Origin of the sequence: Promicromonospora aerolata (assembly GCF_042682255.1) — a bacterium.
GTDB classification, from domain to species: domain Bacteria; phylum Actinomycetota; class Actinomycetes; order Actinomycetales; family Cellulomonadaceae; genus Promicromonospora; species Promicromonospora aerolata.
The window spans coordinates 2,901,217-2,918,060 of the sequence record NZ_JBHUHF010000001.1 but is presented as its reverse complement, the minus strand read 5'-3'; the positions used below and the strand labels follow the sequence as shown (position 1 = coordinate 2,918,060).

16 protein-coding genes are annotated in these 16,844 nt (G+C 71.6%); 10 read left to right on the top strand and 6 right to left on the bottom strand.

Annotated features, from left to right (window positions below; genetic code table 11):
* Positions 1 to 23 precede the first annotated feature (23 nt).
* The 3 genes from ACFSL2_RS13080 to ACFSL2_RS13070 all read left to right on the top strand — a co-directional run bounded on the left by ACFSL2_RS13080 (position 24) and on the right by ACFSL2_RS13070 (position 1,572).
* Entirely contained in the window at positions 24 to 383 is a 360-nt protein-coding gene (locus ACFSL2_RS13080) for a hypothetical protein (RefSeq protein ID WP_377198287.1), read from the top strand.
* A gap of 328 nt (positions 384 to 711) precedes the next feature.
* On the top strand, positions 712 to 1,065 hold the full coding sequence (locus ACFSL2_RS13075; RefSeq protein WP_377198286.1) for a hypothetical protein: 354 nt from the start codon (positions 712 to 714) through the stop codon (positions 1,063 to 1,065).
* Between the two features lie 24 nt (positions 1,066 to 1,089).
* Positions 1,090 to 1,572, top strand: a complete 483-nt coding sequence (locus ACFSL2_RS13070) for a DUF456 domain-containing protein (protein ID WP_377198285.1) — start codon at positions 1,090 to 1,092, stop codon at positions 1,570 to 1,572.
* Positions 1,573 to 1,675: 103 nt separating this feature from the next.
* Here the strand turns inward: ACFSL2_RS13070 and ACFSL2_RS13065 are convergent, their stop codons facing one another.
* Positions 1,676 to 2,224 (bottom strand): PaaI family thioesterase, encoded by a 549-nt coding sequence (locus ACFSL2_RS13065; protein ID WP_377198284.1) that lies wholly within the window; start codon positions 2,222 to 2,224, stop codon positions 1,676 to 1,678.
* A 24-nt stretch (positions 2,225 to 2,248) separates the two neighbouring features.
* On the opposite strand from ACFSL2_RS13065, the gene ACFSL2_RS13060 reads away from it, so the two are divergent.
* The 3 genes from ACFSL2_RS13060 to ACFSL2_RS13050 all read left to right on the top strand — a co-directional run bounded on the left by ACFSL2_RS13060 (position 2,249) and on the right by ACFSL2_RS13050 (position 6,134).
* Complete coding sequence (locus tag ACFSL2_RS13060) at positions 2,249 to 4,297, top strand: S9 family peptidase (RefSeq protein WP_377198283.1); 2,049 nt, start codon at positions 2,249 to 2,251, stop codon at positions 4,295 to 4,297.
* 13 nt (positions 4,298 to 4,310) lie between these two features.
* On the top strand, positions 4,311 to 4,784 hold the full coding sequence (locus ACFSL2_RS13055; RefSeq protein ID WP_377198282.1) for a GNAT family N-acetyltransferase: 474 nt from the start codon (positions 4,311 to 4,313) through the stop codon (positions 4,782 to 4,784).
* A 105-nt stretch (positions 4,785 to 4,889) separates the two neighbouring features.
* On the top strand, positions 4,890 to 6,134 hold the full coding sequence (locus ACFSL2_RS13050) for an ATP-binding protein (protein WP_377198281.1): 1,245 nt from the start codon (positions 4,890 to 4,892) through the stop codon (positions 6,132 to 6,134).
* Positions 6,135 to 6,166: 32 nt separating this feature from the next.
* On the opposite strand, the gene ACFSL2_RS13045 is transcribed toward ACFSL2_RS13050, so the two are convergent.
* On the bottom strand, positions 6,167 to 7,726 hold the full coding sequence (locus ACFSL2_RS13045; RefSeq protein ID WP_377198280.1) for a sugar transferase: 1,560 nt from the start codon (positions 7,724 to 7,726) through the stop codon (positions 6,167 to 6,169).
* 316 nt (positions 7,727 to 8,042) lie between these two features.
* Between ACFSL2_RS13045 and ACFSL2_RS13040 the strand changes: the two genes are divergently transcribed.
* The 3 genes from ACFSL2_RS13040 to ACFSL2_RS13030 all read left to right on the top strand — a co-directional run bounded on the left by ACFSL2_RS13040 (position 8,043) and on the right by ACFSL2_RS13030 (position 11,497).
* Complete coding sequence (locus ACFSL2_RS13040; RefSeq protein ID WP_377198279.1) at positions 8,043 to 9,227, top strand: glycosyltransferase family 4 protein; 1,185 nt, start codon at positions 8,043 to 8,045, stop codon at positions 9,225 to 9,227.
* Positions 9,228 to 9,347: 120 nt separating this feature from the next.
* Positions 9,348 to 10,550 carry a DUF1972 domain-containing protein gene (locus tag ACFSL2_RS13035; RefSeq protein WP_377198278.1) on the top strand — a complete coding sequence of 401 codons (1,203 nt, stop codon included), beginning with the start codon at positions 9,348 to 9,350 and terminating at the stop codon, positions 10,548 to 10,550.
* 5 nt (positions 10,551 to 10,555) lie between these two features.
* Positions 10,556 to 11,497 (top strand): phosphotransferase, encoded by a 942-nt coding sequence (locus ACFSL2_RS13030; RefSeq protein ID WP_377198277.1) that lies wholly within the window; start codon positions 10,556 to 10,558, stop codon positions 11,495 to 11,497.
* On the opposite strand, the gene ACFSL2_RS13025 is transcribed toward ACFSL2_RS13030, so the two are convergent.
* Positions 11,475 to 12,329 carry a sulfotransferase domain-containing protein gene (locus ACFSL2_RS13025; protein WP_377198276.1) on the bottom strand — a complete coding sequence of 285 codons (855 nt, stop codon included), beginning with the start codon at positions 12,327 to 12,329 and terminating at the stop codon, positions 11,475 to 11,477. The two genes, ACFSL2_RS13030 and ACFSL2_RS13025, sit on opposite strands and share 23 nt — an antisense overlap.
* Before the next feature lie 134 nt (positions 12,330 to 12,463).
* Between ACFSL2_RS13025 and ACFSL2_RS13020 the strand changes: the two genes are divergently transcribed.
* Entirely contained in the window at positions 12,464 to 13,402 is a 939-nt protein-coding gene (locus tag ACFSL2_RS13020) for a glycosyltransferase (RefSeq protein ID WP_377198275.1), read from the top strand.
* Between the two features lie 7 nt (positions 13,403 to 13,409).
* Here the strand turns inward: ACFSL2_RS13020 and ACFSL2_RS13015 are convergent, their stop codons facing one another.
* Genes ACFSL2_RS13015 through ACFSL2_RS13005 form a run of 3 tightly spaced genes read right to left on the bottom strand, consistent with a single transcriptional unit; the run spans position 13,410 to position 16,826 of the window.
* Positions 13,410 to 14,429, bottom strand: a complete 1,020-nt coding sequence (locus ACFSL2_RS13015) for a glycosyltransferase family 4 protein (RefSeq protein WP_377198274.1) — start codon at positions 14,427 to 14,429, stop codon at positions 13,410 to 13,412.
* 55 nt (positions 14,430 to 14,484) lie between these two features.
* On the bottom strand, positions 14,485 to 15,795 hold the full coding sequence (locus tag ACFSL2_RS13010; RefSeq protein WP_377198273.1) for a lipopolysaccharide biosynthesis protein: 1,311 nt from the start codon (positions 15,793 to 15,795) through the stop codon (positions 14,485 to 14,487).
* Positions 15,792 to 16,826: a glycosyltransferase gene (locus tag ACFSL2_RS13005; RefSeq protein WP_377198272.1), complete on the bottom strand. Its 1,035-nt coding sequence runs from the start codon at positions 16,824 to 16,826 to the stop codon at positions 15,792 to 15,794. The genes ACFSL2_RS13010 and ACFSL2_RS13005 overlap by 4 nt, the downstream gene beginning before the upstream one ends.
* Between the last annotated feature and the right edge of the window lie 18 nt (positions 16,827 to 16,844).

Here is a 16,844-nt window from a genome sequence, read left to right as displayed (position 1 = left end):
CGCGGTCTGAGGGGCTGCCAAAGGTGCCAGCATTTCAGGATGCAAGGCAGGGGTTCTCCCTCTACTCAGGGGTTTCCATCTTCGGGTTCACGGTATTGAGTATTATTGCCGTCGCCATTTTCTTTGGTGCGTCGAGGCCTTTAGGTTTCCCTCCGATCCTCATGGTGTCCGGGTTTGCGATCATCCTCTCCCTCTTTTTCTCATACATTGCTACGTTCATCGAGGGTAGATTCAGGTCCCGATCCGCCCGCGGCTCCGGCGTCGACATCTACGACGAGCCGTTTCTTTACATGTACTCGTCCGTCTGCGGCGCGCTGGCCGGATCTTTGGTTGCGGTTCTGGTATCGCTCGTGCTTCCGCCGTGGCGGGAGATTCTCGGCTAGTACGGGCGTTCGGCGCTGGTGGAGGAGCGCAGTTCGGCTTCGTACCTGAATTGTTGTACGGCTTCGGGCTTTGCCGATACGGATCCGACGTTTCGCCGTCGGCAGCGCCGGCAGCAGCCTTATCAGGCAGGGCGGTTCACGGCCCGACGAAAATGGCCGGTGTGGGGCATGAGATGGCGGTGCGTAGCAGGTTCGGTACTGTTCACGGAGACACGTCAGAGTGACCGTCCCAGCCGCCGTCGGTCCCCGCACGGTGGCTCTCGTCACTGCCGCGAGCTGCCTGCGGTTCCGTGCCTCGCCGGCCTCCGCCACGGATAGGCTGACGGCCATGGAGTTCCTCTACAACGTCTTCGTGTTCCTGCACTTCGCGAGCTGGGCCCTCGTGTTCGGCGGCTCGATCGCGTCGCTGCGCACCAAGGCTCTCTACAAGGGCGTCTCGCACGGTGCCATGGGTGCTGCCGCCGCCGGCATCATCATGGTCGGCATCGCGGAGATGGGCGGTCTCTGGGACGACGGCGGCCCGTCGATGGCGAAGATCGGCGTCAAGCTGGTCGTCGCGCTCGCCGTCGCCGTGCTGGCCGTGCTCGCCGTGCGCAAGGGCGAGGACGTCTCCCCGGGGCTCAAGCGCTCCGTGCTCGGCCTCACCTTGGTAAACATCCTGGTCGCAGTGTTCTGGAACTGATCGCCCGACCGCTAGGGTGCGGCCGTGAGCGTTCTGGGAGAAGTACTCGTCGGCGTGGCCATCCTGGTGGGACTGATCGGCATCGTCATCCAGGTGTTGCCCGGCTCCGTGCTCGTGCTGGGCGGCATCCTCGTCTGGGCGATCATGACGGGCGGCGTCGAGGCGTGGGTCGTCTTCAGCATCGCCGCCGTGGCGATCGTCGTTGCCGAGATCGCCCAGTGGGTGATCGCGGGAAAGCACATGCGCAAGGCCAAGGTGCCCTGGCTGACCCTCGCGGTCGGCGGTATCGCCGGCATCATCGGCTTCTTCGTGGTGCCGGTGATCGGGCTGTTCCTGTTCTTCGTCGGCGCGATCTTCCTGCTGGAGTGGGCCCGGCACAAGGACGTGCCGGCGGCCTGGCGGTCCACCAAGACCGCCGTCCAGGCCACCCTGATCACCATCGGCGTGCAGCTGGTGGGCGCGCTGCTGGCGTCGGGCGCCTGGGTGGTCGGCCTCCTCATCACCTGACGCGGGATGGTGCGCGGGTACCCAGCGATTGCGCCCGAACCCGTCCAGTTTTCGGGCGGGATCGCTGGGTAGCAGCCCCGGGCTCAGCGGCCCGGGCTGCCGGTCACGCTTTTGGGAGGTCGAAGAGCAGGAGCGTGCTCGATGCCGTCGCGACGACCGCACCCGCCGCGTCCCGCACGACGCCCTCGGTGAAGCCGACACGTGAACCGGCCTTGACCACGGTGCCCTCCGCGGTGAGCGGGCCCCCGCCGCCGCGTACGGCCTTGACGTAGCTGACCTTGATCTCCACCGACGTGTACCCCTTGCCCTGCGGCAGCACGGACTGCATCGCGCAGCCGCACACCGTGTCCAGGAGCGTGCACACGACACCGCCGTGCACGGTGCCGATCGGGTTGTAGCCGGACTCGTCCGGGGTGCACGTGAAGGTCACCCGCCCGGGCTCCACGACGTCGATGTCGAGCCCGAAGTGCGCGGCGATCGGCGGCGGCGGGATGACGCCGTCCCGCATCCGGCCCAGGAACTCGATGCCGGACATCCGCGGCACCTGGGCCGCGATCTGCAGAGGGTCGTACCAGGTCAGCTCGCGGGTACGCGGCTCGCCCCAGGCCTCGGGCGTGGCGGCCGGGGCGTCGGGCTGCTGTGTTTCGGACATGCTCGCAAGGGTAATGTCCGGCTCATGCAGGCCACCGACCTCCCCCTGATCCGTGCCGTCTCCCGGCCCGCCGTCCACCCGGGCGGAACCTGGGCGGTCGTCTCGGTGACCCGCCCCGATCTCGACGCCGACGCCACCGTGGGCCAGCTCTGGCGGGTGCCGCTGGATTCCACGGAGCCGGCCGGCGAGGCCAAGAACCCTGGCGCACCAAAGACCTCCGGCAAGCCCCGCCGACTGACCCGCGGACACCGCGACACCGCCCCGCGCATCTCGCCCGACGGCGCCCTCGTCGCCTTCCTGCGCGCACAGCCGCAGGCCGCGCCGCAGCTCTGGGTGCTCCCGCTCGCCGGCGGCGAGGCCGTGCAGGTCACGGACCGCACGCTGGGTGTGAGCGACTTCCGCTGGTCGCCGGACAGCACCCGTCTCGCGTTCCTGAGCCGCGAGCCCGAGCCGGGCCGGTACGGCTCGGTCGAGGGCATCGCGCCGGGCGCCGAGGCGCCGCGCCGCATCACGGAGTGGAGCTGGACGCGCAACGGACTGGGATACCACCGTGACCGCCCGCAGCACCTGTTCGTGATCGACGTGCCCGACGTCGCCGGGGAGCCGGTGGTGCAGCCCGCGCCGACCGCGCAGGGCGAGTGCCAGCCCCGGCCCACGGTGCCGGAGCCGCGCCGGGTGACCACCGACGACGTCGACCACAGTGCGATCGCCTTCACGCCCGACGGCGGCTCCATCGGCATCATCGCCGAGCGTGAGCAGGGTCCGGGACAGGTGGCGCTCGGGATCGTGCGGGTGCTGCCGCTCGCCGTCCCGGCCGGTGGCGGCTCCGAGGTGGACCTCGGCACCCTCGCCCCGCAGACGATCGCGTTCGGCCCGGGTGGCGAGCTGTACGTGGTCGCGCAGGACCTCGGCCCCGAGGGCAAGGACTTCGTGGCGCGCAACGCAGCGCTCTACGTCCTGTCGGCGTGGGCCGACCCGGAGCCTCGCCGCCTCACCGACCCGGAGACGCAGGAGGTGGGCGGGGAGCCCCTGCCCCTGGCGGACGGCGGCGTGCTGCTCACCCGTGCGCACCGCGGCACCCAGCACGTGGTCCGGGTGTCCGACGACGGGGTCACAACCCAGCTGACCAGCGGCGACGTTGTCGTCTCGGAGTTCGATGCCGCCGGCGGAACGCTCGCCGTGTCGTACCGGGACCCGCGCAGCTACGGCGACCTCGGTGTCGTCGACCTGACGGCGGGCGGCGGCCTGCACCGCCGCACCGACTTCTCCGCGCCGCTGCGCGCGACGGGCCTCGTGACCCCGACCGAGCTCACCGTCGCGGGGCGTGACGGGTATCCCGTGCACGGCTGGGTCGCCGTCCCGGACCCGGACAAGCACGGCACCGGCGCCCACCCGACGCTGCTCATGATCCACGGTGGTCCCTATGCGTCCTACGGCGTGGACCTGTTCGACGAGACGCAGGTGCTGGCCGACGCCGGGTACGCCGTCGTGTACTGCAACCCGCGCGGCTCGGCGGGCTACGGACAGGCGCACGGCCGCGCGATCCGCCAGGCCATGGGTACCGCGGACCTGCACGACGTCCTGGACTTCCTGGACGGCGCCGTGGCGGCGGACGAGCGCCTGGACGGGTCCCGCGTGGGCGTGCTGGGCGGCTCGTACGGCGGGTACCTGACGGCATGGACGGTCGCCCACGACCACCGCTTCGCCGGCGCGATCGTGGAGCGCGGCTTCCTCGACCCGGACGGGTTCTTCGGGACCAGCGACATCGGCTCGTTCTTCGGCCTCGAGTACGTGGGGGAGACCCCCGAGCAGCTGGTCGCGCAGTCACCCCAGGCCGTTGCCGGACAGGTGCGCACCCCCACGCTGGTCATGCACTCCGAGCTGGACCTGCGCTGCCCGTTGTCCCAGGCGGAGCGCTACTACTCGACGCTCAAGCGGCACGGCGTGGAGACGGAGCTGGTGGTCTTCCCCGGGGAGAACCACGAGCTGTCCCGCGCCGGACGGCCCCGGCACCGGCAGCAGCGCTTCGACGTGATCCTGGACTGGTGGAAGCGCTACCTGCCGGTGGGATGAGAGCATCGACCCCGTGCAGATCATCACCACCCCGCTCGCTCAGCTCGACGTGACCATTGCCTACGGGGTCTGGAAGCTGCGCCAGGACGTGTTCGTCGTCGAGCAGGACTGCCCGTACGACGATCTCGACGGACGAGACCTCGAGCCGACGACCGTGCAGGTCGTCGGGCTCGGTGAGGCTGCGCCCGACTCCGTGTCCGACGGCGGGACCCGCGTGCTCGGCACGGCCCGCGTGCTCGACGACGGCGGGGTCTGGCGCATCGGCCGCGTCGCCCTGGTCAAGGGCGCGCGCGGCAAGGGGCACTCCGACGAGATCATGCGCGCGGCGCTGAAGTACATCGACGACGCCGGCGACGACCGCGACGTCGTGCTGGATGCCCAGTCCCCGCTGACGCGCTGGTACGGCAAGCACGGGTTCGAGCCCGACGGTGACGAGTTCCTGGAGGACGGCATCCCGCACACGCCGATGCGGCTGGTGCGGGGCTGACCCGAGCGGCTGGTTTCCGGCGATCGGCTCACCAGGCAGGGCTCTCCGGGTCAGTATAAAATCCTGAGCCAGATGAGTAAAATATACTCATCGGACGGGATGATCGTGACCGACTACCTTCCGCGCACTGTAGACGCGGAGCTCACGGTTCGCCTCCGGTCGGCGGGTGCTGTTCTGCTCGAAGGGCCGAAGGCGTGCGGAAAGACCTGGGCTGCGCAGCGACAGGCTCGCAGTGCGCTCCACCTGGACCGAAACCCGCAGGCCCGCCGTACTGGCGCGACTGACGTCGACCTGCTCCTCGAGGGTGCGGCCCCACGTCTCATCGACGAGTGGCAACTGGTCCCGGAGACATGGAACGCAGTTCGGGCTGCGGTGGACGACCGCAACGCGGACGGCCAGTTCATCCTCACCGGATCGGCGACACCTGCCGACGACGTGACTCGGCACTCTGGTGCGATGCGGATCGCACGGATACGCGTACACCCGATGTCCTTGGCAGAGAGTGGGGACAGCACGAACGAGGTGTCATTTGCTGCGCTGCTCGCCGGGGAGGTGCCCCGGACCCTCGGCCCCGACCTGGGCCTGAAGCATGTCGCAGAACTCGTCTGTCGTGGTGGCTGGCCGTCGAACGTCCGCCGCGACCTCGACTCCGCGCAGACGGCGAACGCCGACTACCTGCGGACGGTGGCATCGGCCGACATCCAGACCGTGGACGGAGTGCGTAGGGACCCGAATCGCGTCGCTGCCCTCATCTTCGCGCTTGCGCGTAGCTCGGCCTCCTATGTCTCCAAGAAGACCTTGCAAGCTGACACCGTCGGCTACGGCGGGCCGCTGTCTCCCAATGCCCTGGACAGTTATCTGGATGCATTGGTCCGGCTCTGGGTCGCTGTGCCACAACCCGCATGGGGCGAGCACCTGCGATCGGCGGCTCAGGTGCGAAAGACCCCCAAGTGGCACCTTGCCGATCCGTCCCTCGCGGCCGCGGCGCTGGGGGCAACACCCCGCTCGCTGGTTGAAGATCCCGAGGCCTTCGGGCAGGTTTTCGAGACGCTCGCGTTCCGGGACCTTCAGGTTTACGCGCAGGCGGCAGGCTGGCAGGTCCGCGCATACCAGGACAGCAAGGGGGACGAGATAGATATCGTCGCGGTCAGCGGAGGTCGGTGGGCGGGGTTCGAAGTGAAACTTTCGTCGAGCCCGCGCGTTGTCGACGATGCGGCGGCCAAGCTGATGCGCATCGCCTCCAATATGCGGACCGCCCCGGAATCGCTGACGATCCTTACCGCGACGGGTCCGTCATACCGACGCGAGGACGGTGTGAATGTGGTCTCGACCCTCACACTCGGGCCGTGATGTGGGCGCCGCCGGTTGTTGCCAGTGGCGCTTCAGTACGCCCCGCGGCCCGAGACGACCGCTCGGGCGGTCTGGGCGAGGATCAGCAGGTCGAGGAACGGTGTCCAGTTCTCGGCGTAGTAGACGTCGAGCCGCACCGACTCCTCCCAGGACAGGTCCGAGCGCCCCGTGACCTGCCAGAGGCCCGTCATGCCTGGCTTGACCAGCAGCCTGCGGCGCATCCGTTCCTCGTAGGCCGCCACCTCGTGGGGCAGCGGCGGGCGCGGGCCCACGAGGCTCATGTGCCCGCACAGCACGTTGAAGAGCTGCGGCAGCTCGTCGAGCGAGTACCGGCGCAGGACGCGGCCGACCCGCGTGACCCGTGGGTCGGCGCGCATCTTGAACAGCGGGCCGGCCGCCTCGTTGGTGGCGGCCAGCGCCACGACGTCCCGGTCGGCGCCCACGTACATGGTGCGGAACTTGACCATCGGGAAGAGGCGTCCGCCCCGGCCCACCCGGTGCGACAGGTAGAACACCGGACCCCGGCTGGTCAGCGCCACGGCCAGCGTGATGGCCAGCAGCACGGGCGCGACCAGCATCGTCAGCAGGGCGGTCAGGCCCCAGTCCATGACCTGCTTCACGGAGAACTTGGGGCCCTCGAACCGGGGTGTGTCCACGTGCAGCAGGGACATGCCCGGGGCCGGGGACACGGTGATCCGGGGCACCGCGACGTCGGCCAGCTCGGCGGTGAGCATCAGGTCCACGCCGTGGCGCTCGAGCTCCCAGCCCAGCCGCCGGACGACGTCGGCGGTGACCTCGTGCGAGCTGCACACCGCGACCGCGCCCGCGCCCACCGCGTGCGCCGTCTGCCCCACGTCGTCGAGGTCGCCGAGGACGGGCACACCGCTCACCCGCTCGCCCGGGTGCATGCCGCCGGTCGGAACGCAGGCTCCCACGACGACGAACTCCTGCTCGGGCGCGCCGTTCAGGAGCCGGATCAGGCGCGCGGCCTGTTCGCGGCCACCCACCGCGAGGACGATCGTCAGGCCGCCTTCGCCGCGCCGGCGCTGGCGCAGCAGGTGCTGCCGCCAGGCGTACCGGGACGCGACGAGTCCGACCATGCCGAGCGGGGCGGCGACCAGCAGGAGGGTGCGCGCCTCGGCGTAGGCGGTGACCCAGGCGAGCAGGACGATCAGGCTGAACGACTTCCACGTCGCGTCCAGGACCCGCTGGTACTCGGACATGCCACGGCCGAAGAAGCGCACGTCGTACGCGCGGTTGGTGTTCAGCGCCGCGAGCCACACGATCGCGAGCAGCAGGGCGGGGCCGGTGTGCATCATCAGCTCGGTGGTCGACCAGCCCGTGGGTGCGGCGAGCGCGAGCTGCACGCCGTACGCGGCAGCCAGGGTCGTCCCGATCACGGCGGAGTCCGTGAGCCGGAGCCGTGTCCGGTACCCGGTCTGCCAGCCGGTCCGGGCGCGCGGCGCCGAGACGACTCGGAGCGACCGGACGTTGCCGTCCTCGGCCGTTCGCGAAGCACCATGGTTCGCCGAAAAGCCGTCACGCACCGGAAAGAGGAGCGGCGGCTCGCCGTCAACCGAGTGTGTGGTCACGCTCGATCCCTTCGATTCCTGCTGAAGTGGCTGAGTGTCCGGACGCATGCCGTTGTGAGGCGCCCAAGGCGTCGTCGGTGGGGTGCAACACGGTGCTCGCCGATCGGCATGGCGTCGGTGGCTGGTGAACAACGTACGGTGAAGTCGCGGACAACGCGGCGTGAACCAACAGAAGTCACCCACTAGGGCGCAAGTTTCACCCTTGGGACAGGTGATTTCGCAGCAAGAGCGGATATTTCACCCCGGAGTTCGACTGCGCGGAGTTCACCCGGCCCGATATCTCCTGTGTGATGCATCGCTGGCACAGTTGGCGCTCATGACAACGGTTCTGCTGGCGCACGCCTCCGTGGAGCTCTACGGCTCCGACCTTCAGCTGGTCGAGACCGCGGTCGGCTGCCTCGACGCTGGTGCGGACGTCGTCGTGCTGCTGCCGGGTGACGGGCCGCTCGCCGACCGGATGCGCGGCATCGGCGCGCGCGTGGAGACGTTCGACGTGCCGGTGCTGCGCAAGGCGCACCTGACGCCGCGCGGCATCGCGGCGCTCGGTGCCAGCACGCTGCGTGCCCTCGGCCCCATGAGACGGCTGATCCGGCGCCTGCGACCCGATGCCGTGCTGGTCAACACCCTCACGATCCCCGCGTGGCTCGTCGCCGCCCGGCTCGCCGGCGTGGCGCCCGTGTGCCACGTGCACGAGGCGGAGGCCGACGCACGCTGGGTGGTCCGGGTCGGGCTGGCGGCCCCGTTGCTGCTCGCGCGCGACGTCGTGGTGAACTCCGCGGCGGCCCGCGACGTCGTCGTGTCGGCGGTCCCGGCGCTGGCGCAGCGCACGCGCGTGATCTACAACGGCGTACCCGGCCCGCCGGAGTCCATGGAGCCCTCGGAGTGCTCGGGGGTGCCGGAGGCTGCCGAGGCCTTCGAGCCGGCGCACGTCGTGCTGGTCGGGCGCCTGTCGCCGCGCAAGGGGTCCGACGTCGCGCTCGAGGCCGTGGCGCTCCTGCGGCGGGCCGGCCGGGACGTGCGCGTGACGCTGTGCGGCTCCGCCTTCACCGGCTACGAGTGGTTCGAGGACCAGCTTCGGGCCCGGGCCGGCGAGGACGACCTGGCCGGGGCGGTCGACCTCGTGGGATACGCGGACCCCTGGCAGTGGTTCGCACGGGGTGACGTCGTCGTGGTGCCGTCGCGGGTCGAACCGTTCGGGAACGTGGCGGTCCAGGCGATGCTCGCCGGCCGCCCCGTGGTCGCGAGCCGCACGCAGGGACTCGCGGAGATCGTCCGCGACGGCGAGACGGGCGTGCTCGTACCTCCCGAAGACCCGGTGGCGCTGGCCCAGGCGATCGGGCAGCTCCTCGACGACCCCCTGCGCGCGGCCGCCGTGGCGGACGCGGGGCGGCAGGACGCGGGCGAGCGGTTCGGGGCGCAGCGGTACCGGGCACAGCTGGGGCGGCTCCTGGTGAGCCGGCGGCGCGTCGTCCGCGCGATGCCGGACGGCACCGCGGGTTAAAAAAGGAAAAACAGGCCTGATCAGCCCAGGGGTGGTGAAAACTGGACCAGGAAGGTGAAATGCCATGTTCACCCCCTGGCCGGGGTGTTCCACCCCTCCAGGGCGACCTACGCTCCCCGCATGCCTCCGAGTACCCTGCACGTCGCGATGGTCGGCACCCGTGGTGTGCCCGCGCGCTACGGGGGGTTCGAGACGGCCGTCGAGGAGATCGGGTCCCGCCTCGCCGCACGCGGGCACCGGATCCGGACCTACTGCCGCCGCGGGCCTGCCGCCGAGCGCGCCGCCGCCCCGCTCACCCGGCACCTGGGCATGGAGCTCGTCACGCTGCCCGCCATGCGGCGCCGCTCCCTGGAGACGCTGAGCCACACGGCGCTGTCGGTGGCCCACCTGACGACGCACCGCACCGACGTGGCGTTCGTGTTCAACACGGCCAACGCACCACTGCTGCCGGTCCTGCGCGCCGCTCGCATCCCGGTCGCCACCCACGTCGACGGTCTGGAGTGGCGGCGCGCCAAGTGGGGTACCGGGGGCCAGCGGTACTACCGCGCCGCCGAGACCGCGGCCGTGCGGCTCTCCGACGCCCTGATCGCGGACGCCCAGGGCATCGCCGACTACTACCGTGACGAGTACGACGCGGACAGCCACCTCATCACCTACGGCGCACCCGACCTGACCGGCGTCGGGCACGAACGCCTCGCCGAGCTCGACCTGACCCCGAACGGCTACCACCTCGTCGTCGCGCGCTTCGAACCGGAGAACCACGTCGACGTCATCGTCGAGGGATACGTCGCCGGCGACGCCGTCCGCCCGCTCGTCGTCGTGGGCTCGGCGCCCTACGCGCACGAGTACACCGAACGGATCACCGCGCTCGCGGCCGGCGACTCCCGGGTCCGCCTGCTGGGCGGCGTCTGGGACCAGGAGCTGCTCGACCAGCTCTACGCCGGTGCGCTCACCTACCTGCACGGACACTCCGTGGGCGGCACCAACCCCTCGCTGCTCCGGGCGATCGGCGGTGGCACGGCCACCATCGCCTACGACGTCACGTTCAACCGGGAGGTGCTCGGCGACGCGGGGCGGTACTTCCGCACCCCGGCCGACGTCGGCGCCCGGGTCGCCGAGGCGGAGGACGACGTCCCGGCGTGCGCCGACCGGGGCAAGGCGCTCGCCGAACGGGCCACCGCGTACGACTGGGACGCCGTGACCGACGGGTACGAACGACTCGCCCACGAGCTCGCCGCCCGTACGACCCCGGGGCCGCGGCCGTTCGCGCGGCGGCGGCACGCGGCGCGCTGGACCGCCGATACCGAGCCGGGGAGAAGCTGAGCACAGTGGACCTGCACGAGGGGTCGTCGGCCCCCGGGAGCGGCTATCGCCTGATCCGGCCCGCGATGGGAACCCGCAACGTCCTCGTCCCGGCCCGGTCGCGCCAGGCGGCGCTCGCCGGCATCTCGTTGATCACGCGGTCCAAGGCGGTGGCGCTCCTGGCGCAATGGGGCCTGTACTACGCCGTGGCGATGCTCGGACCGCGGTTCCTGCCGGGGGAGCGGGTGACCTGGGAGCCGCCCGGCGGTGCGGCGCGCTGGTCCGCCCTCGCCGGGCGGCTCGGGAAGTTCGACGCGCTCGCGCTCTACGAGCGGCCCCAGGCGTCCCGCACGGGGCTGGCCGCCGTCCTGCTCCACCGGGGGAGGCCGGTCGGCTTCCTCAAGCTGCGCGAGGAGCCGGGGGAGCTGGACCGCGAGCACCGGGCCATGGTCGCGCTCGCGGGGGCGCGGCCCGAGACGTTCCGGCTCCCGCGGGTGCTCGGCCGCGGGGAGGCGGAGGGCTGGCACTGGATGGTCATGGAACCGATGCCGCCTCGCCCTGCCGCTCCGGCGCGGCGCATCGTGCTCCCCCGGCTGGTGGCCGACATCCAGCGCTGCCTGGAGCCGCTGCTCCCGCGGCCGCACGACGCGCCCGCGCACTGGCGCCCGATGCACGGCGACCTGACCCCGTGGAACCTACGACGCTGCGGCCCCGGCCTGCCCTGGCTGATCGACTGGGAGGACGCCGCCTGGGCACCGCCGGGTGCGGATCAGGTCTACTACGCGGTGACGAGTGCGGCCGCCCTCGGCCGCCGGTCCGTCTCGCCGCCCGAACCGGGGCACGTCGAGGCAGCGCGGTTCTGGCTGGAGCGCCTGGCCGCGAGGTCCGGCGACGACCACGATGCGCCGCTCACGGCCCGCCTGGTCGCCGAGCTCCGGGCGAGGATCAGCCCAGCTCTGTCCCGCTGACATGTCCGGCGAGACCGGGCCGGGTCCAGGGGAGCTCGCGGTCCAGCAGTGCCTCGAGGTCCGCGTTGAAAGGCGCGTAGTGCTCAGCGAGGCTCCGTCGCGTGCCATCGGCCAGCTTGCTGCTCGGGGCCGCGTTCCACGGTTCGGCCACCGACGGCGGCAGCGGTGCCGGCCGCAGCCCGAGGAACCGGGCCACGTCGTCGCACGCGGACTGCGGGTCGGCGTAGAAGTCCTCCGCGGCGAGCACGTGGAACTGCTCCGCCGGAAAGTGGTCCATCCAGCGCCGCAGGTGTGGGGCGTACTCACCCTGTGCCCGGTAGGACTGCTGCTCGTGGGCGTAGCTCAGGTAGCCGGGCTCCGCGATGATGCGGTCGTGCTCGCCCGCGAGCCGCTCGTCCTCGGCAGCCAGCGCCGCCTCGAAGGTGTCGAGCTCTTCGGCGTCCTGCCGCCGCCGCTCGCGATAGTGCGAGAACGCCCGCTCGATCGGGTCACGCAGGACCAGCAGGATCTTCACGTCCGGCACGTCGCGCCGGGCACGCTCCGCCGCCAGCGGATGAAAGAGGTAGTACGGCGATCCTTCGCCGACGACCTTTCCGGCGCGCCGCGCGGTGGCCGGGAAGTGCGAGCGATACCAGACATCTCCCATCGAGTAGTGGGAGTCGAAGTAGTGGACACCCTTAGTGTGGTTGTCCTTGGGCAGCAGCCGGGCGCTCGGGAACAGTGGCAGCACCTGCGGATGCTCCAGCAGGGCGAAGTACAGCGACGTGGAACCCCCGCGCTTGGCGCCGATGAGCAGAAAGTCTGGGCCGGCGCGGAACGGCGCCGTGAGCATGCCATAGCCGCGAATCAGTCCCCGTCCAGCCGATACGACCGTCGAAGGCAGTGCTGATTTGTCCACAGAAAAGAACGCTACGGCTTGCATGAACGCATTCCCAGGCGGAAGACCGAAGTTCGAGGGTGATTCCGATGGCTGACGGCAGGGCAGGCCGCCGGTCGGTGGGCGGGCTCGACGACGTCGCGGTGGTCGTCGTCAACTACGGCTCGTCCGGCCTGCTCGCGACCAACCTGCCCCGGACGGTCGGCGAGAGCGGCGTGCGGGTGGTGGTCGTGGACAGCTTCAGCGGCGCAGGGGAGCGGACAGCCCTGACGCGGCTGGCCGCCGAGCACGGCTGGAAGCTCCTGACGCCCGCGACGAACGTCGGGTTCGGCGGCGGATCGAACCTCGGTGCGGCACACGCGTTCGCGACCGGCTCGCGCATCGTGGTGCTCCTCAACCCCGACGCCTGGACGGACCCGTCGGGCCTCGCGTTGCTCGCGTCGTCGGCCCGGTCGCGGGACAGGGCGCTCGTCGCGCCGCAGATCCTCCGGCCGGACGGCAGCGTCTACTCGCGTGGCCTGACCTACCTCCACCTCGTCGACGGAACCATGAGCGGTCGGCGCACGTCGCCCGACGACGTCCCGTGGCTCAGCGGTGCGTGCCTGGCTGTCGGGGTAGAGCTCTGGGAGCAGCTCGGCGGTTTCGACGAGGACTACTTCCTCTACTGGGAGGACGTTGACCTGTCGTGGCGGGCCACGGCGCTCGGCGCGCGCCTCGAGGTGGTCGACGGCGCCCACGTGGTGCACGACGAGGGCGGGACCCAGGAGTCCACCGGCCGGGCCAAGAGCGAGACGTACTACCGGTACGACATCCGTAACCGGATGTTGTTCGCGCACAAGAATCTCGGTCCGGCAGGCGTGCGGCGATGGCGGCGCTCCCTGCCCCGGGCGGCGTGGGCCGTGGCGCTGCGCGGCGGGCGTCGCCAGTTCGTCGAGGGTGTCGGGCCGTGGCGCGGGGTGGCGCGGGGCGTGGTAGAGGCCCTGCACGTGCGCGGAGCGGGTGGCGGGCGCGCCGGTCGGCGGGCTTGACGACGCGTCAGCCCAGCGCGATGGCCCGGAGCGCCGCGCACATGACGCTCGTCGAGTGGTTCGCGACCACGTGCTCCCGCGCGGACCGGCCCAGACGCTCCGCCCGCGCACGGTCGTCGAGCAGTCCGACGACGGCCGCCGCCATGGCCTCCGGATCCTGCGGGGGCACGAGCTCGCCGGTCTCGCTCGGCACCACGTAGTCGTCCATCCCCGGGGTCGCGCACGTGACGACAGGCCGGGCGCAGGCGCCCGCCTCCAGGGCCACGGTCATGCCGGAGACGTGCCAGTTGGGGCGCGTCGCGACGGCCACGACGGACGCGCGGCCGAACAGCCGGCGCACCTCGTCGTGGGGGATGAACTCGTGGCGCTCCACGCCCGCGGGGACCGGGAGCGGGCTCTTGGAGCCGACGACGACCCTCGTGTCGGGCCGGGCTCGCAGCACGAGCTCCAGCGCTGCGTACAGCGTCTCGGGGTCGCGGTCGCGGTCACCGCCGATGCTTGCTACCAGCGGCTGTCGGGGATAGGCGGACGGCGCGTAGAACTCGGTGTCCACGCCGAACGGCAGGTGGTGGACGGGCGGGTGCCCGTCGCCCAGCCAGGACTGGACCCGCTCGACCTGCGGGCGGGCAAGGGTCCAGAGCGCGTCCATCTCGCGCAGCGCTGTCCGCGCAGCGTGCATCGCCGGCGTGGCCGCACCCGCCGCGACGGCGTCGGTCGCCCAGATCACGCCGCAGGCGTGGCGGCGTGCCCGCACCTGGGAGCGCAGGGCGACCGCCAGCGACTCCTCCCACGTGAGTGCGACGTCCAGCCGTGGCCCGCTGAACGTCGGCAGCGGCAGCCCGCGAGCGTAGGCCTGGGTGGCGAGTCGCGATGCCGGTCGGACCTCGCGGTCCGTCAGCGCCAGGCCCGGCGACACGAGCCCGTCGAGGCCGTACGGCCAGCGACCGGGCACCGGACTCTCGGCATCGCGCTCCGCCCAGCGGGCCACGCCCCGTCCCGCGGGGAAGACGACTCCGACATCGACCATCAGCTCTCCTCCTGTCTGTCGGGCCCGGGCTCCCGGTCGTGCCGAGGCTCTCGGGTCATGCCTGCCGGGCCATGGACCGGCGCACCCACAGCGCGTTGGGGACCACCTGGCACACCAGCACGGACACCGACGTCGCCCACACCGGCCCGGCTGCACCGAGGTGGGGGATCGACCACCAGGTCAGGCCGAGGTTCAGGGGAATCATCAGCACGATCGGGAGCACCTGGGCGCGCAGGCCGGGGCCGTCGGTCATGTACATGCCGACCGGGTACTTGGCCGCCTGCAGCACCGTGAACACGACGAACGCGGCGACGAGCGACAGGCTGAGGCCGAACTCGCCGTCGGTCACCAGCGGGACCACGACCGGCAGCAGCGCGGTCAGGACCAGGGCCAGCACGATGCCGGCCACGACGAAGACCACCGAGGCTCGGAACGGCGAGGCCTTGACCGACTGGCTCCGGGCCCGCGCGAAGTAGGGCCACAGCGCGACTCCCGCCGTCGCGACCGCGGCGAGGACGACGCCGAAGAGCTGGGACGCGAGGTTGTACCGCGCGAGGTCGAGAGGTGTGCCCTGATGGCTCAGCAGGATCCGGCCGGTCTGCATCGCGATCGGCAGGGAGATCATCTGCACGAGCATGGGCCAGGCGAGGTCGAACACCCGGACCCCGGGGACGGCCCGGAGACGGGGGACGTCCCGGAGCGCGGCACCGACCTGGGGCCGGACCAGGCGGGACGCGGTGACCAGGAGCACCACCGCCACGACCGCGGCCGCGGCATACGGCGCGACGGCGAGAAAGGTGCCCGAACCGTTGCCGGCCAGCATGATCAGGAGCACGCCGGCCATGACCAGCGGCGCGGTGAGCCCGGTGAGCGCGATCTGCAGGGCGTTGCGGCCGAGACCCACGAGGATGCGGGCTCCGACTCCGCACGGCAGCGCGAGGCCGAGAACCATGACGCACACCGTCGCGGTCGCGGCGCCGCCGTCGAGCAGGCCGGGGCCGAGGAGGGCCGGCCACCAGCCGAGCAGGCCCAGGACGGCGCCGATGGTCGCGATCGCGAGACCCGAGCAGAGCATCACCCGGAACGCGCTGGTCAGCGTCCGGCGCACGGTGGGATCGGTGCCGACGCGGTCTGTCGAGGCCATCGCGTTCACGACCACGGCGGCCATGCCCAGGTCCGCGAACGGGATCAGGGCGGGCAGCGACGCGAGGAGCCCGTACTGGGCGTACTGGGCCACGCCGAACTGCTCGATGATCAGGCGAGCGGTCACCATGCCGAGCAGGCCCGACAGGCCGGTGACGACCACCTGGACGATCGCGCTGTTCCCGACCGAGCGCCAGGGAGCGCCTGCCTCGGCCCTGGTCACGTGGGCGTTCCGGCGGCGCGTGCGGCGGATCGCTCGCGGGACAGCGCCGCGCGGTAGACGGCGAGGTGTGCCTGCCCGGCGTGGTCCCACTCGCGGGCGCTCAGGTCGGGGGACGCTGCGCGGGGCTCTCGGGCGGTCGCCAGCGCGGCCTCGATCGCCTCGCTCGTCAGGTCGCCGGCGAAGGTGTGGATCCAACCCGGCCCGACCTCCGCCGCCAGGTCGGCGTTGACCGCCGTGTCCGGGGCGAGGACCGGCCGGTCGAGCGAGAGCGCGGCCAGCACGGTGCCCGAGTTGTGCATGAACCGGTAGGGCAGCACCACGAGCTCCGCTGCCGTCACGGCGGCGACCAGGTCGTCGTCGGGGAGGAACCCGAGACGCACGGTGATCCGCGCGTCGCCGTCGGCCAGCGTGGTGATCGTGTCCGCGAGCTCTGACGTGGACGCCGCCCCCGCGATCCCGAGCGTCAGCGACTCGTCCGCGACGGACCGGAATGCCTCGACCAGGCCTTCGACCCCTTTGTACCGCCGGACGAGACCGACGTACTGGAGCCGACCGGGGATCGCCGGGGAGCGCGGGCCGGTGTACCAGTCGCGGTAGTGACCGTGCCGGATGGTCGTGACCGGACCTGGGCACTCCGTGCGGTCGTTGAGCACTATGCGATGCGTGGTGAGGCGGTCGAACCAGAGCAGCAGCAGCCGCTGGGCGCCGCTCACGTCGGCCGGGAGCTCGACGTTGTGCATCGTGCGGACCACCGGCGTGCGGGTGATCGTCAGCCGGACCAGCAGGAGCGCGGTGAGCCCCCACCGCACCAGGCGGCCCGACCGGCGTCGGCCGCCCTGCCCGAGGATCGTCTCCGGCCAGTGCAGGTGCACGACGTCGTACCTGCCGAACAGGGCGGCCGGGTAGGAGAAGGTGACGACCTCGACACCCGGCGTCCGGCGCAGCGCCGTGGTCAGCATCGTGATGTACGGGTTGGTGGTGCTGCGCGGCTCCCGGTTCGAGACCAGGATGCGCGGGTGAACCTGCTGCACGAGTCTCGGCTCTCCGAA